Genomic DNA, 14,603 nt, shown 5'->3' with positions numbered 1-14,603 from the left:
ACGGTTTCGTTTACACATTATTTTCGTAAATGCCACGTCCAGACGTGGCATCCCTGCGTCAGAGTTTGTACAATGCAACGCCCCGGACGAGCAGACCGCTTTCCGGGGCGTTTCTATTCAACCCTCCATGGGCCATAACGTGTAACAACGAGGCCGGTAAATATTATGTCTGAATTAGTGAATACCTCCGAAGTCGCCATTCCTGCGGTTCCCAATAAAAATGGAAAAATCAACCTGCTGGATCTGAACCGTCAGCAGATGCGCGAGTTCTTCAAAGAGATGGGCGAAAAGCCGTTTCGTGCCGATCAGGTCATGAAGTGGATGTACCATTACTGCAGCGACAATTTTGATGACATGACTGACATCAACAAGGCTCTGCGTAATAAGCTCAAAGAAGTGGCTGAAATTCGCGCACCGGAAGTGGTGGAAGAGCAGCGCTCCGCCGATGGCACCATCAAATGGGCGATTGCGGTTGGCGATCAGCGCGTTGAAACCGTCTACATCCCGGAAGAAGACCGTGCCACACTGTGTGTCTCCTCTCAGGTGGGCTGTGCGCTGGAGTGCAAATTCTGCTCAACTGCGCAGCAAGGCTTTAACCGTAACCTGCGCGTATCAGAAATTATCGGCCAGGTCTGGCGTGCTGCGAAAATCGTCGGTGCGGCAAAAGTGACCGGTACGCGTCCCATCACCAACGTGGTAATGATGGGGATGGGTGAGCCGCTGCTGAACCTGACTAACGTGGTGCCGGCAATGGAAATCATGCTGGATGACTTCGGTTTTGGTCTGTCTAAGCGCCGCGTGACGCTCTCCACCTCAGGCGTTGTGCCTGCGCTGGACAAGCTCGGCGACATGATTGACGTTGCGCTGGCGATCTCCCTGCACGCGCCAAACGATGAAATTCGTGACGAAATTGTGCCGATCAACAAAAAGTACAATATCGAAACCTTCCTCGCTGCCGTGCGTCGCTATCTGGAAAAATCCAACGCCAATCAGGGCCGCGTGACCATCGAGTATGTGATGCTTGACCACGTCAACGACGGTACCGAGCATGCGCACCAGCTGGCGGAGCTGCTGAAAGATACGCCATGCAAAATCAACCTGATCCCCTGGAACCCGTTCCCGGGCGCGCCGTATGGCCGTAGCTCGAACAGCCGTATCGACCGCTTCTCCAAGGTGCTGATGGAGTATGGTTTCACCACCATCGTGCGTAAAACCCGTGGTGATGACATTGATGCCGCATGCGGACAGCTGGCAGGTGATGTGATTGACCGTACCAAACGTACCCTGCGTAAACGCATGCAGGGCGAGACGATCGCGGTTAAAGCTGTTTGATTAATATGCACTCACGGCGCATTATTTGCGCCGTGAAGCATAATCTTACTGAATAATCAGTCAGATTCGTGATGACTGATCAATAATTACGGTGCGTTTCATCCGACTTTCGGGCAGTATGTAACGACGTAACAACAGTTTAGCCGTTCGGGCAGGCTGTACTGTCATCTCCCGGCTGACAGTCTTATACTGTCTGTTCAAGGTTAACTGACCAGAAGTTTCGCGGTGCGGGTGGCATTGTGACTCACCGGCACCTGAACCCTTTTTTTCACGTACCAGTAGTTGTAGCGAATGAATACTGAAGCCACTCACGACCAACATGAAGCACTCTCCACTGGCGTTCGTCTTCGCAACGCCCGTGAACAACTCGGACTCAGCCAGCAAGCCGTTGCGGAACGCTTGTGCCTGAAGGTTTCCACGGTTCGCGATATTGAAGAAGATAAGGCGCCTGCCGATCTGGCTTCAACCTTCCTGCGCGGTTATATCCGCTCTTACGCAAAACTGGTGCACATCCCCGAAAACGAATTACTGCCAATGATGGAGAAGCAGGCACCGGTCCGTGCAGCAAAAGTTGCGCCGATGCAGACCTTCTCCCTGGGGAAACGTCGTAAAAAACGTGATGGCTGGCTGATGAGCTTTACCTGGCTGGTGCTGTTTGTGGTGGTCGGTCTGACTGGTGCCTGGTGGTGGCAAAACCATAAGGCACAGCAGGAAGAGATCACCACGATGGCCGATCAATCCTCGGCTGAACTCAACCAGGCCGGAACGGATAACGCCCAGAACGTGCCGCTGAATACCAACGGCGCGGCCTCCTCCAGCGAGCCACAGACGGCCGCGACAGAGACCCCGGCAACAGACGCGCCGGCGACCGGTACAGCACCGGCTCCGGGTGCAACGGCTAACACCGCTGCGCCTCAGGCTCAGGATCAAAACACGGTGGTTTCTCCTTCCCAGGCTAATGTGGATACTGCGGCAAACGCGCCAGCGGCCACGCAGCCTGCAGACAATACCGCAGCGTCTCTGCCAACCAACCCGGCAGGTACTGCAACTCCTGAAGCCGATCCCAACGCACTGGTGATGAACTTCAACGCCGACTGCTGGCTGGAAGTGACTGATGCGACAGGTAAAAAGTTGTTCAGCGGCCTGCAGCGTAAAGATGGCACGTTAAACCTAACCGGCCAGGCGCCTTATAAACTTAAAATCGGCGCTCCGGCAGCGGTACAGATCCAGTATCAAGGAAAACCTGTCGACCTGAGCCGCTTTATCAGAACTAACCAGGTTGCACGTCTTACCGTTAATGCCGAACAATCAGCAGCACAGTAACAGACGGGCAACGCGGGAGATTTTTCATGCATAACCAGGCTCCGATTCAACGTAGAAAATCGAAACGGATTTACGTTGGGAATGTGCCAGTCGGCGATGGGGCACCTATCGCCGTTCAGTCGATGACCAATACGCGCACCACCGACGTGGAAGCCACGGTCAATCAAATCAAAGCATTAGAGCGAGTAGGCGCGGACATCGTTCGCGTCTCCGTCCCGACCATGGATGCCGCCGAAGCGTTTAAGCTGATCAAACAGCAGGTCAGTGTTCCTCTGGTCGCGGATATCCACTTCGACTACCGCATCGCACTGAAAGTGGCTGAATACGGCGTCGACTGCCTGCGCATTAACCCGGGCAACATCGGTAACGAAGAGCGTATCCGCATGGTAGTGGACTGCGCCCGTGACAAAAATATTCCTATCCGTATCGGCGTCAACGCCGGTTCCCTGGAAAAAGATCTGCAGGAAAAATACGGTGAGCCTACGCCGCAGGCGTTGCTTGAATCCGCAATGCGTCACGTTGATCATCTGGATCGTCTTAACTTTGATCAGTTCAAAGTCAGTGTGAAAGCGTCCGATGTTTTCCTTGCAGTGGAATCTTACCGTCTGCTGGCAAAACAGATCGATCAGCCTTTGCACCTCGGGATCACCGAAGCGGGCGGCCTGCGTAGCGGTTCTGTAAAATCCGCGATCGGTCTGGGGCTGCTGCTCTCAGAAGGGATCGGCGATACCCTGCGCGTGTCGCTGGCGGCCGATCCGGTTGAAGAGATCAAAGTCGGTTTCGATATTCTGAAATCACTGCGTATCCGTTCGCGCGGGATCAACTTCATTGCCTGCCCAACCTGCTCACGTCAGGAGTTTGATGTGATCGGTACGGTGAATGCCCTGGAGCAACGTCTGGAAGATATTATCACCCCGATGGACGTCTCGATTATCGGCTGTGTGGTGAACGGTCCGGGTGAAGCACTGGTGTCAACCCTGGGCGTTACCGGCGGTAACAAGAAAAGTGGTCTCTATGAAGATGGCGTTCGTAAAGATCGTCTGGATAATAGTGACATGATCGACCAGCTTGAAGCCCGTATCCGTGCCAAAGCCGCCATGATGGACGAGACACAGCGTATCAGCGTTCAGCAGGTTGAAAAATAACGTGATGGGAAGCCGCGAGCTTCCCATGTATGATTGAACCCATTCTTTGGGTTTTTTTTGTATATAGAAAGAGAATAAACGTGGCAAAAAACATTCAAGCCATCCGCGGCATGAACGATTATCTGCCTGGCGAAACCGCCATCTGGCAGCGCATTGAAGGCACGCTGAAGCAGGTGCTCGGCAGCTACGGTTACAGCGAAATCCGTTTGCCGATTGTAGAGCAGACCCCGTTATTCAAACGCGCGATCGGTGAAGTGACCGACGTGGTTGAAAAAGAGATGTATACCTTTGAGGACCGCAACGGCGACAGCCTGACCCTGCGTCCGGAAGGTACGGCGGGCTGCGTACGCGCCGGCATCGAACATGGTCTTCTGTACAATCAGGAGCAGCGCCTGTGGTATATCGGCCCGATGTTCCGCCACGAACGTCCTCAGAAAGGTCGTTATCGCCAGTTCAACCAGCTGGGTGTGGAAGTCTTTGGTCTGCAGGGGCCAGACATCGACGCCGAGTTGATTATGCTGACCGCCCGCTGGTGGCGTGCGCTGGGCATCTCTGAGCACGTTTCTCTTGAACTGAACTCTATCGGTTCACTGGAAGCGCGCGCTAACTACCGTGACGCGCTGGTGGCGTTCCTGGAGCAGCATAAAGATAAGCTGGACGAAGACTGCAAACGTCGTATGTACAGCAACCCGCTGCGCGTACTGGATTCAAAAAATGCAGATGTCCAGGCGCTGCTGAACGATGCGCCTGCACTGGGTGACTACCTGGACGACGAATCTCGCGAACACTTCGCAGGTCTGTGCAATCAGCTTGAAGCGGCGGGCATTGCCTACACCGTGAACCAGCGTCTGGTGCGCGGTCTGGACTACTATAACCGCACCGTGTTTGAGTGGGTTACCACCAGCCTCGGCTCGCAGGGCACCGTGTGTGCAGGCGGTCGTTATGACGGTCTGGTAGAGCAGCTTGGCGGTCGCGCCGCGCCTGCGGTTGGCTTCGCGATGGGCCTTGAGCGACTTGTTTTGCTGGTTCAGGCAGTTAATCCGGAATTTAAAGCAGATTCCGTTGTCGATATATACCTGGTAGCCTCAGGCGCGGAAACGCAGTCTGCGGCGATGCAGCTTGCCGAACGCGTGCGCGATGCGCTGCCGACGGTGAAGCTGATGACCAACCATGGCGGCGGCAACTTCAAAAAACAGTTTGCTCGTGCCGATAAGTGGGGCGCAAGTATTGCACTGGTGCTGGGTGAGTCCGAAGTGGCTAACGGCGAAGTCGTGGTGAAAGACCTGCGCTCTGGTGAGCAGACAACGGTAACGCAGGACGGCGTTGCGGCGCACTTGCGCACTCTATTGGGCTAAGGAGAAGGACTGCGTGGAAATTTACGAGAACGAACACGATCAGGTCGACGCGATCAAACGCTTCTTTGCTGAAAACGGCAAAGCACTGGTGGTTGGCGTTATTTTAGGTGTGGGTGCCTTGATTGGCTGGCGCTACTGGAACAATCATCAGGCGGATTCCGCGCGCGGCGCGTCTCTGACCTATGAAAATACCGTGAGTGCCATTCGTGCCGATCAGCCGCAAACGCTGGCGGCGGCAGAAAAATTTGCCGCTGACAACAAAAACACCTACGGTGCACTGGCTGCGCTGGAAGTGGCTCAGCAGTACGTTGATAACAACGAACTGGATAAAGCCGCTGCCCAGCTGTCCCAGGGCCTTGCTGCGGCCAGCGATGAAAACCTGAAAGCGGTGATCAACCTGCGCCTGGCACGTATTCAGGTTCAGCAGAAAAAAGCTGACGATGCGCTGAAAACGCTCGATACCATCAAAGGCGAAGGTTTTGCTGCCATCGTTGCCGATCTGCGCGGTGAAGCACTGCTGAGCAAAGGTGACAAAGCGGGCGCGCGTAAAGCGTGGCAAGCTGGCGTGGATAGCAAAGCATCACCTGCGCTGAGCGAAATGATGCAGATGAAAATAAATAATTTGTCCGTCTGAGAGGGACCCGATGCAATTGCGTAAATTACTTCTGCCAGGACTGCTTTCTGTTACGTTATTGAGTGGTTGTTCACTGTTCAGTGGCGAAGAAGACGTTGTGAAAATGTCCCCACTGCCGACGGTTGAAAACCAGTTTACTCCCTCCACCGCATGGAGCACCTCCGTGGGCGATGGGATTGGTGATTTCTATTCCAACCTGCATCCGGCTTTTGCCGACAGCGTAATCTATGCGGCTGACCGCAAAGGTACCGTGAAAGCGGTGAACGCAGATGATGGAAAAGAAGTGTGGTCTGTTAACCTGGCGGAAAAAGACGGCTGGTTCTCCCGTAAACCTGCACTGTTGTCTGGCGGCCTGACCGTTGCCGGTGGCCACGTTTACGTGGGCAGCGAAAAAGCACAGGTTTATGCCCTGAACAGCAGCGATGGCTCCATTGCCTGGCAAACGACCGTGGCGGGTGAGTCCCTGTCTCGTCCGGTAGTGAGCGATGGCCTGGTGCTGATTCATACCAGCAACGGCCAGCTGCAGGCGCTGAACGAAGCGGACGGTCTGGTGAAATGGACCGTAAACCTGGATATGCCTGCGCTCTCCCTGCGCGGTGAATCCGCACCGGCTACCGCATTTGGTGCTGCCATTGTGGGCGGTGACAACGGTCGTGTGAGCGCCGTGCTGATGCAGCAGGGCCAGATGATCTGGCAGCAGCGTATCTCCCAGGCCACTGGCTCAACGGAAATTGACCGTCTGAGCGACGTAGACACTACGCCCGTTATCGTTAACGGTGTGGTGTACGCTCTGGCCTATAACGGCAACCTGACCGCGCTGGATCTGCGCAGCGGCCAGATCATGTGGAAACGTGAGCTGGGCTCGGTGAATGATTTCATCGTTGATGGTAACCGCATCTATATGGTTGACCAGAACGATCGCCTGCTGGCGCTGAGCACCGAAGGCGGTGTGACGCTGTGGACGCAAAGCGATCTGCTGCACCGTCTGCTGACTGCGCCGGCACTGTACAACGGTAGCCTGGTGGTCGGTGACAGCGAAGGGTATATGCACTGGATCGATCCGGATAATGGCCGCTTTGTTGCGCAGCAAAAAGTCGACAGCTCAGGTTTCCTGACCGACCCGGTTGTGGCTGACGGCAAACTGCTGATTCAGGCAAAAGACGGCACGCTGTACGCGATCACGCGTTAATTACCCGGCGGTTGTAGTATACTAAACGGCTCCTGTTCACTCAGGAGCCGTTTTGACATTTTTAAAAACGCTGCGAAAGCGACGTTATTTTGAATTTTATGAGGCTTCAAACATGGTACCTGTGGTCGCGCTTGTCGGGCGCCCTAACGTTGGAAAATCCACTCTTTTTAACCGTTTAACACGCACCCGTGATGCGCTGGTTGCGGATTTCCCGGGGCTGACGCGTGACCGTAAGTACGGTCGTGCAGAAGTAGAAGGACGCGAGTTCATCTGTATTGATACCGGTGGTATTGACGGTACGGAAGATGGCGTGGAAACACGCATGGCGGAACAGTCGCTGCTGGCGATTGAAGAAGCCGACGTGGTGTTGTTCATGGTGGACGCACGCGCTGGCCTGATGCCGGCGGACTCCGCTATCGCCAAACACCTGCGTTCGCGTGAAAAACCGACCTTTCTGGTGGCGAACAAAACTGACGGTATCGATGCCGATCAGGCTATCGCTGACTTCTGGTCACTGGGTCTGGGTGAGATCTACCCGATTGCCGCATCGCATGGCCGCGGCGTAACCAGCCTGCTGGAAACCGTTCTGCTGCCGTGGGTTGACGAAGTTAACCCGCCGGAAGAGGTGGACGAAGACGCGGAATACTGGGCGCAGTTTGAAGACGGCGAAGCGGGCGAAGAAGAAGAGCCTGAAGACGACTTCAACCCGCAGGATCTGCCGATCAAGCTGGCCATCGTCGGTCGTCCAAACGTAGGTAAGTCTACACTTACTAACCGTATTCTGGGTGAAGAGCGCGTGGTCGTTTACGACATGCCGGGCACCACCCGTGACAGTATTTACATCCCGATGCAGCGCGATGAGCGTGAATATGTTCTCATCGACACCGCCGGGGTGCGTAAGCGCGGGAAAATCACCGATGTGGTGGAAAAATTCTCCGTTATCAAAACCCTGCAGGCCATTGAAGATGCCAACGTGGTGCTGCTGGTCATTGATGCGCGCGAAGGTATCTCCGATCAGGACCTTTCTCTGCTCGGCTTTATCCTCAATAGTGGGCGCTCACTGGTCATCGTGGTCAACAAATGGGATGGCCTGAGCAATGAAGTGCGTGAGCAGGTGAAAGAGACCCTCGACTTCCGTCTGGGCTTTATCGACTTTGCTCGCGTACACTTCATTTCTGCGCTGCACGGCAGCGGTGTGGGTAATCTGTTCGAGTCAGTGCGTGAAGCCTACGATAGCTCCACCCGTCGTCAGAGTACCGCCATGCTGACCCGTATCATGAATATGGCTGCGGAAGACCATCAGCCGCCGCTGGTGCGCGGCCGTCGCGTGAAGCTGAAATATGCTCACGCCGGTGGTTATAACCCGCCAATCGTGGTGATTCACGGCAACCAGGTGAAAGACCTGCCGGATTCCTACAAGCGCTATCTGATGAACTACTTCCGTAAATCGCTGGACGTGATGGGCACGCCTATCCGTATCCAGTTCAAGGAAGGGGAAAACCCGTTCGCCAACAAGCGCAACACCCTGACGCCAAACCAGATGCGTAAGCGTAAGCGTTTGATTAAGCACATTAAGAAAAGCAAATAAACTTTGCTGAACTTACGAAAGCCCGCGTTTATCGCGGGCTTTTTTTTGCCCAATCATACCGCCGGTTTTCTCTGTGTGATGTCAATCACTATTCACTTTTAACCATGTTTAAATCTAAGAAAGTAGACAATCGTCGAATTTTCATCTTAAAGTCCAGGGTCTGGTACTAGACAAAACTAGCGCCTGGTTATCAAATGGTTAACCAACTTTTCGCCACAGGTAAAAAATCGGCCAGATACGTAACTGGCCGGCGTACCTGCTGGTGTTTACAAGCACGACGACATACCTTTCGGGAGAATTATGCAATCCTCTGTTAATCAAAAAGAGAGCCGAACGTTCTTCGGCCATCCGTATCCCCTCGGCTCGCTATTTTTCACCGAGATGTGGGAACGTTTCTCGTTTTACGGCATTCGTCCGTTACTGATCCTGTTTATGGCCGCCACCGTCTATGATGGCGGGATGGGGCTGGCGCGTGAAAATGCCTCGGCGATTGTCGGGATCTTTGCCGGCACCATGTATCTGGCCGCGCTGCCGGGGGGCTGGCTGGCCGATAACTGGCTCGGCCAGCAGAGAGCCGTCTGGTACGGTTCAATTCTGATTGCGCTCGGTCACCTGTCGATTGCGCTGTCGGCCATCATGGGCGATAACCTGTTCTTTATCGGCCTGATGTTCATCGTTCTCGGCTCCGGCTTGTTCAAAACCTGTATTTCGGTGATGGTCGGTACCCTGTATAAAAAAGGCGACGCGCGTCGTGACGGCGGCTTCTCGCTGTTTTATATGGGCATCAACATGGGTTCGTTCATCGCGCCGCTGATTTCCGGCTGGCTGATCAAAACCCACGGCTGGCACTGGGGCTTTGGCATTGGCGGTATCGGGATGCTGGTCGCGCTGATTATCTTCCGCGTATTTGCCGTTCCGGCAATGAAACGCTATGACAGCGAAGTCGGCCTGGATTCCACCTGGAACAGCCCGGTCGTGAAACGTAACGGCGTAGGTGCCTGGCTGCTGGCCCTGGCGGTAGGTGTTGCGGTTCTCGTGACGCTGATTGCGCAAGGCGTGATTGTGATTAACCCGGTTGCGGTAGCCAGCGTGCTGGTTTACGTCATCGCGGCATCCGTTGCCCTCTATTTTATTTATCTGTTTGTTTTTGCGGGCCTGAACCGCAAAGAGCGCGCCAGGCTGCTGGTCTGCTTTATCCTGCTGATCTCGGCCGCGTTCTTCTGGTCCGCGTTTGAACAAAAGCCAACCTCGTTCAATCTGTTCGCCAACGACTACACTAACCGCATGATCGGTGATTTTGAAATTCCGGCGGTGTGGTTCCAGTCGATCAACGCCCTGTTCATTATTCTGCTGGCACCGGTGTTCAGCTGGGCATGGCCGAAGCTGGCGAGTATGAACATTCGCCCGGGCAGTATCACCAAGTTTGTCATCGGCATTCTGTGTGCCGCGGCGGGCTTTGGCCTGATGATGCTGGCGGCCGAAAACGTGCTGAGCAGCGGCGGGGCGGGCGTGTCGCCGTTCTGGCTGGTGGGCAGCATTCTGATGCTGACGCTGGGTGAGCTCTGCCTGAGCCCGATTGGTCTGGCGACCATGACGCTGCTGGCGCCGGAAAGAATGCGCGGCCAGATGATGGGGCTGTGGTTCTGCGCGAGTGCGCTGGGTAACCTGGCGGCGGGCCTGATTGGCGGCCACGTGAAAGCCGACCAGCTGGATATGCTGCCGGACCTCTTCGCGCGCTGCTCCATCGCGCTGCTGATTTGTGCCGCGGTACTGATCGTCCTCATTGTTCCGGTGCGCCGCATGCTGGAAAATGCGCAGACTAAACCGGCTGCTAGCGCCTCATAACACCTCAGCGTGCCGGGGCAGGCGTTACGCCCCGGCACGCTATTCCCTGAGGTGAAACTATGCAGTTAGGATTTGTTGGTCTTGGCGCGGTCGTGGAAACCGCATATCTCCCCGCGTTGCGTCACCTTTTTGGTCACCCGGTTTGCTGTTTTGGGTTTGATGTTCTCCCCACAAAGCACCCTGAAGGCGTCACGCGCTGCGCCTCGCTTGCGGAGCTTCTTGCCGCACCGCTTGATACCCTGTTTATCACCACCGCTTCGCTGCACCACCTTGAGGTGCTGGAGCAGGCCATTGCCTCGCCCGTTGCGCGGATTGTGGTTGAAAAACCGATTGTCGCCACGCTTTCACAAATCGAAAAGCTCAACGCGCTGCTGGCACGCCCCGGCGTGGCGCCCCGCGTGCTGGCGCTCGACCACTGGATGGCGCGCCTCGAAACGGTGAAAAGGTCACTGGTAAGCAGCGTCTCTGACATCGTCAAAATCGACGGTTTTTTAGAGGAGCCGAGCGGGTATAACGCCGCAGGCGAACCCATCGCGCTTAACTTTGCCACCGGCGAGCCGGATACCCGCACGCTTCGCCACCCTGACGGCGTGATCCTGGATATTGGTACACATGTGCTGGCGATGCTGCGAGAAACCGTGCGCTATCTTGGCGGCAATGACGATATGACGCTGCGGGTCGTCACGGCTAAAGATCGCCTGGGTCGCGCTATCGCAAAAGGCGACCTGACCACGGCGGAAGGCGTGGCGCATCTTCAGGGGCGTATCAGCGGCGTGCCGGTGGATATCTGGCTTAACAAATATGCGGGACCGGCGGGCGGGAAAAAGGGGATACGCCTCTGCCTGCGCGACGGGCGCATCATCAGTCATGACCGGCGCGGTAGTGAAGATGTGCTGGAGGTGATCGATGGCGAGACGCGCGAATGCTGGACAATTCCCGGCACGATCTACGCACATTGCCTGGCTGAGCAGATCCTCGGTGCCAGAAGCCTGTTTGAACGGGATCCGCACGAGGTGAGCCGCACGACGCGCCGCAGGATAGCGGAAGTGCAACTGCTGCTGGCATTACAGCAACAGCTGCGTGGCCCGCACTGACCGCGACGTGGTAAAATCACCTCAGACCTCAACGCTTTGAAGGAGTCACCATGACGATTACCTGCCCGGATTGCCAGGCACCGCTTGAGCCGCAGAATGGGGTAGCGCACTGCGCGAGCTGTGATAAGGATATTGCGCTCGAAGCCCGCTGCCCGGAGTGCCATCAGCCACTCCAGGTCTTAAAAGCCTGCGGGGCGGTGGACTATTTCTGCCAGAACGGCCACGGTCTTATCTCTAAAAAACGCGTGGAGTTTGTTCGGGCCGAAGGTTAATCACACACGCAGCCTTCGCCTTTCTTCCACAGCTCGACCAGCGACTCGGGCGCTTCCTGCTCCGGCACCAGCACGATGATATCGGTGTAGTGCGCCTGATTTTGCCCGGTCCAGATAATCTGGATGCGGAAATAGCGCTGGTCACCGCTGCCGGGTGACGAGGCTTGTCCAGGCGGCTGGCCGCGCGGAAAGGCCTGCTCAAGGATGCTCACCAGACGCTGGCGCTGGGCCTCGTTGAGGGACGAAAGCGCGATGGTACGCTGGCCGCTCAGCTTAGGAATAAAAGCGACGCCGCCTTCCCGGGCCAGCTCAACCACGGCGTCATCCGTCAGTTCCGGAACCTGCATTTACAGCACTCCCACCTGTTCCCAGGCTTGTTTTATGGCCGCCCCAACATCGCTACCGGAGCGTTTCTCTCCGTGCGCTATCGTCAGTTTTGCGAAGGCCTCAAAATCCGCATCCTGCGCCAGATTGCGATCGCAAACTGTGTCGTACCAGGCATAACCCGCTTTTTCCCAGGCGTAGCCGCCGATCGCCGTCGCGGCCAGGTAAAACGCCCGGTTGGGGATGCCGGAGTTCAGGTGCACGCCGCCGTTATCCTCACGCGTTTTGATGAAATCTTTCATGTGAGCGGGCTGCGGGTCTTTGCCGAGCAGCGGATCGTCGTAGGCGGTGCCCGGTTCAGACATCGAGCGCAGCCCTTTGCCGTTGATACCTTTTGCCAGCAGTCCTTCGCCAATCAGCCAGTCTGCTTTATCGGCAGTTTGCTTCAGATGGTACTGTTTAACCAGCGAACCAAACACATCTGACAGCGACTCGTTCAGCGCACCCGACTGTTCAAAATAGATAAGCCCGGCTTCGGTCTCGGTGACGCCGTGGCTCAGCTCGTGCGCTACTACGTCAATGGCGATGGTAAAGCGGTTAAAGATTTCCCCGTCCCCGTCGCCAAAGACCATCTGCTGGCCGTTCCAGAAGGCGTTCTGATATTCCCGGCCGTAATGCACGGTGCCGGTTAAAATAAGCCCTTTATTATCGAGCGAATTACGCTGATATTCTTTCCAGAAGAAATCATGGGTGATACCCAGATAATCGTAGGCTTCATCGACCGCCACATCGCCGTTCGAAGGCTGACCTTCATAACGCACCTGCGTACCCGGTAGCTCCTGGGTCTGCTTCGCATCGTAGATATCACGCTCCAGCTGTCCGGCTTTGCTTACGTGCGGCGCGGCAGGTTTGCCGGGCATGTGCGCCATCAGCGTCTGGACATGGGTCAGGGTCTGGCGGGCACAGCGCTGCTGCGGCTCGGAACCGCTTTCGATAATGCGACGAAGAATATAGGGAGGAATGACACTGTAAAGATGGGACATGCTGCTCTCCTTAGTTCTGGCAAGGCCGAATAAAAGGGAATAGCAGCAGTATAGTTTCTAACCGGCGAAGAATTATCCGGTTTTTCGCTGACGCGGTTTTTTCGCCGGTTTAATTGATTTGACTTCGCTTTCGACCCAGCCGTCCGACAGGCGGGTGGTCAGCACATCACCGGCGCTCACCTGTTTGGTTTGCTTCAGCACTTTGCCGTCCGTCGCCGTCGTCACGCTGTAGCCGCGCGCCAGCGTGGAGAGGGGGCTGACCGCTTCAAGATGGGTCACCGCATTGCCGAAACGTTCGCGGGTGGTGCTCAGACGCGCGCGAACAGTCTCCGCCAGACGATACTCCAGCTGTTGAATCCGCGTTTGCGCACGATAAATTTTCGGCTGCGGGTTCTGCTGATTAAGGCGCTGCGTCACGCGCTGCTGGCGCGAGACCGCGCGCTTAAGCTGACTATCCAGCGCGAAGTTCATGCGCTGGCGCAGGCGCTCCAGTACGGTTTGCTGACGCGCCAGACGCAGCTGCGGATGTTGCTGCTGAAGACGGTGATGAAGCTGGGTAAAGCGACGGGTACGGTTGGCGAGGAAGTAGTCCATCGCCATCTCCAGACGCTGCTGGCCGTTCTGAAGCTGACGCAGCAGCTCCAGCTGGTTGCGGCTCACCACTTCCGCCGCCGCGGATGGCGTAGGCGCACGTAAATCCGCGACAAAATCGGCGATCGTGACGTCGGTTTCGTGGCCGACTGCGCTTACAACAGGGATCTGGCTGGCAAAAATCGCCCGCGCCACGCGCTCGTCGTTAAAGCTCCACAGGTCTTCCAGCGAGCCGCCGCCGCGTCCGACGATTAAGACGTCGCACTCCTGACGGGCGTTCGCCAGTTCAATGGCGCGCACAATCTGGCCCGGCGCATCGTCACCCTGAACGGCGGTCGGGTAAATGATGACGGGCAGGGAAGGGTCGCGACGCTTGAGCACGTGCAAAATATCGTGCAGTGCCGCACCGGTTTTTGAGGTGATAACCCCCACGCAGTGAGCCGGTGAGGGCAGGGGCTTTTTGAACTGCTGGTCGAACAGACCCTCTGCCGTCAGTTTCGCTTTTAACTGTTCATACTTCTGCTGCAGCAGACCTTCGCCCGCAGGCTGCATGCTCTCGACGATAATCTGATAATCACCGCGCGGTTCATACAGGGTGATATTGGCGCGTACCAGCACCTGCTGGCCGTGCTGAGGACGAAACGTGACGCGGCGGTTGCTGTTGCGAAACATCGCGCAGCGCACCTGGGCGGTATCGTCTTTTAGCGTAAAGTACCAGTGGCCGGAGGAGGGCTGCGTGAAGTTAGAGATTTCACCGCTGATCCAGACCTGCCCCATTTCCTGCTCAAGCAGCAAACGCACCGTCTGATTCAGGCGGCTGACAGTAAAAATTGAGGGGGATTGCGAGGATAACATGTGAGCGGGATCA

The 14,603-nt window shown here is 56.2% G+C and carries 13 protein-coding genes; 10 read left to right on the top strand and 3 right to left on the bottom strand.

Features of this window, described 5'->3' with window-relative positions; all coding sequences use genetic code 11:
• Positions 1-165 precede the first annotated feature (165 nt).
• The 10 genes from rlmN (at position 166) to C1N69_RS16620 (ending at position 11,777) form a co-directional block, all read left to right on the top strand.
• Entirely contained in the window at positions 166-1,332 is a 1,167-nt protein-coding gene (gene rlmN, locus C1N69_RS16665; RefSeq protein ID WP_047959230.1) for a dual-specificity RNA methyltransferase RlmN, read from the top strand.
• Positions 1,333-1,623: 291 nt separating this feature from the next.
• Positions 1,624-2,655, top strand: a complete 1,032-nt coding sequence (gene rodZ, locus C1N69_RS16660; protein WP_094918386.1) for a cytoskeleton protein RodZ — start codon at positions 1,624-1,626, stop codon at positions 2,653-2,655.
• A gap of 26 nt (positions 2,656-2,681) precedes the next feature.
• Entirely contained in the window at positions 2,682-3,800 is a 1,119-nt protein-coding gene (ispG, locus tag C1N69_RS16655) for a flavodoxin-dependent (E)-4-hydroxy-3-methylbut-2-enyl-diphosphate synthase (protein ID WP_025757688.1), read from the top strand.
• Positions 3,801-3,880: 80 nt separating this feature from the next.
• Entirely contained in the window at positions 3,881-5,155 is a 1,275-nt protein-coding gene (gene hisS / locus C1N69_RS16650) for a histidine--tRNA ligase (RefSeq protein WP_047959228.1), read from the top strand.
• Positions 5,156-5,168: 13 nt separating this feature from the next.
• A complete protein-coding gene (locus tag C1N69_RS16645) occupies positions 5,169-5,789 on the top strand; it encodes a YfgM family protein (RefSeq protein ID WP_047959227.1) in 621 nt (206 codons plus the stop codon).
• A 10-nt stretch (positions 5,790-5,799) separates the two neighbouring features.
• Positions 5,800-6,978: an outer membrane protein assembly factor BamB gene (bamB, locus tag C1N69_RS16640; protein ID WP_025757693.1), complete on the top strand. Its 1,179-nt coding sequence runs from the start codon at positions 5,800-5,802 to the stop codon at positions 6,976-6,978.
• Positions 6,979-7,090: 112 nt separating this feature from the next.
• Entirely contained in the window at positions 7,091-8,566 is a 1,476-nt protein-coding gene (der, locus tag C1N69_RS16635; RefSeq protein ID WP_008502134.1) for a ribosome biogenesis GTPase Der, read from the top strand.
• 300 nt (positions 8,567-8,866) lie between these two features.
• On the top strand, positions 8,867-10,411 hold the full coding sequence (locus C1N69_RS16630) for a peptide MFS transporter (protein WP_047959226.1): 1,545 nt from the start codon (positions 8,867-8,869) through the stop codon (positions 10,409-10,411).
• A 59-nt stretch (positions 10,412-10,470) separates the two neighbouring features.
• Entirely contained in the window at positions 10,471-11,505 is a 1,035-nt protein-coding gene (locus C1N69_RS16625) for a Gfo/Idh/MocA family oxidoreductase (RefSeq protein ID WP_155031562.1), read from the top strand.
• Positions 11,506-11,555: 50 nt separating this feature from the next.
• Positions 11,556-11,777, top strand: a complete 222-nt coding sequence (locus tag C1N69_RS16620; protein WP_025757697.1) for a zinc ribbon domain-containing protein — start codon at positions 11,556-11,558, stop codon at positions 11,775-11,777.
• Here C1N69_RS16620 and C1N69_RS16615 read toward each other — a convergent pair.
• The 3 genes from C1N69_RS16615 to xseA form a co-directional block, all read right to left on the bottom strand.
• The gene (locus C1N69_RS16615) at positions 11,774-12,124 is read right to left on the bottom strand and encodes a protealysin inhibitor emfourin (RefSeq protein WP_025757698.1); all 351 of its coding nucleotides are present in this window, start codon (positions 12,122-12,124) and stop codon (positions 11,774-11,776) included. The two genes, C1N69_RS16620 and C1N69_RS16615, sit on opposite strands and share 4 nt — an antisense overlap.
• Positions 12,125-13,144: a M4 family metallopeptidase gene (locus C1N69_RS16610; RefSeq protein WP_095452184.1), complete on the bottom strand. Its 1,020-nt coding sequence runs from the start codon at positions 13,142-13,144 to the stop codon at positions 12,125-12,127. It lies immediately after the preceding gene.
• A gap of 72 nt (positions 13,145-13,216) precedes the next feature.
• The gene (xseA, locus tag C1N69_RS16605) at positions 13,217-14,590 is read right to left on the bottom strand and encodes an exodeoxyribonuclease VII large subunit (RefSeq protein WP_045284582.1); all 1,374 of its coding nucleotides are present in this window, start codon (positions 14,588-14,590) and stop codon (positions 13,217-13,219) included.
• Between the last annotated feature and the right edge of the window lie 13 nt (positions 14,591-14,603).

The organism is Enterobacter sichuanensis (assembly GCF_009036245.1).
Classification (GTDB): Bacteria; Pseudomonadota; Gammaproteobacteria; order Enterobacterales; family Enterobacteriaceae; genus Enterobacter; species Enterobacter sichuanensis.
The sequence above is the reverse complement of the archived record's forward strand: the minus strand, read 5'-3'. Positions and strand labels throughout refer to the sequence as shown.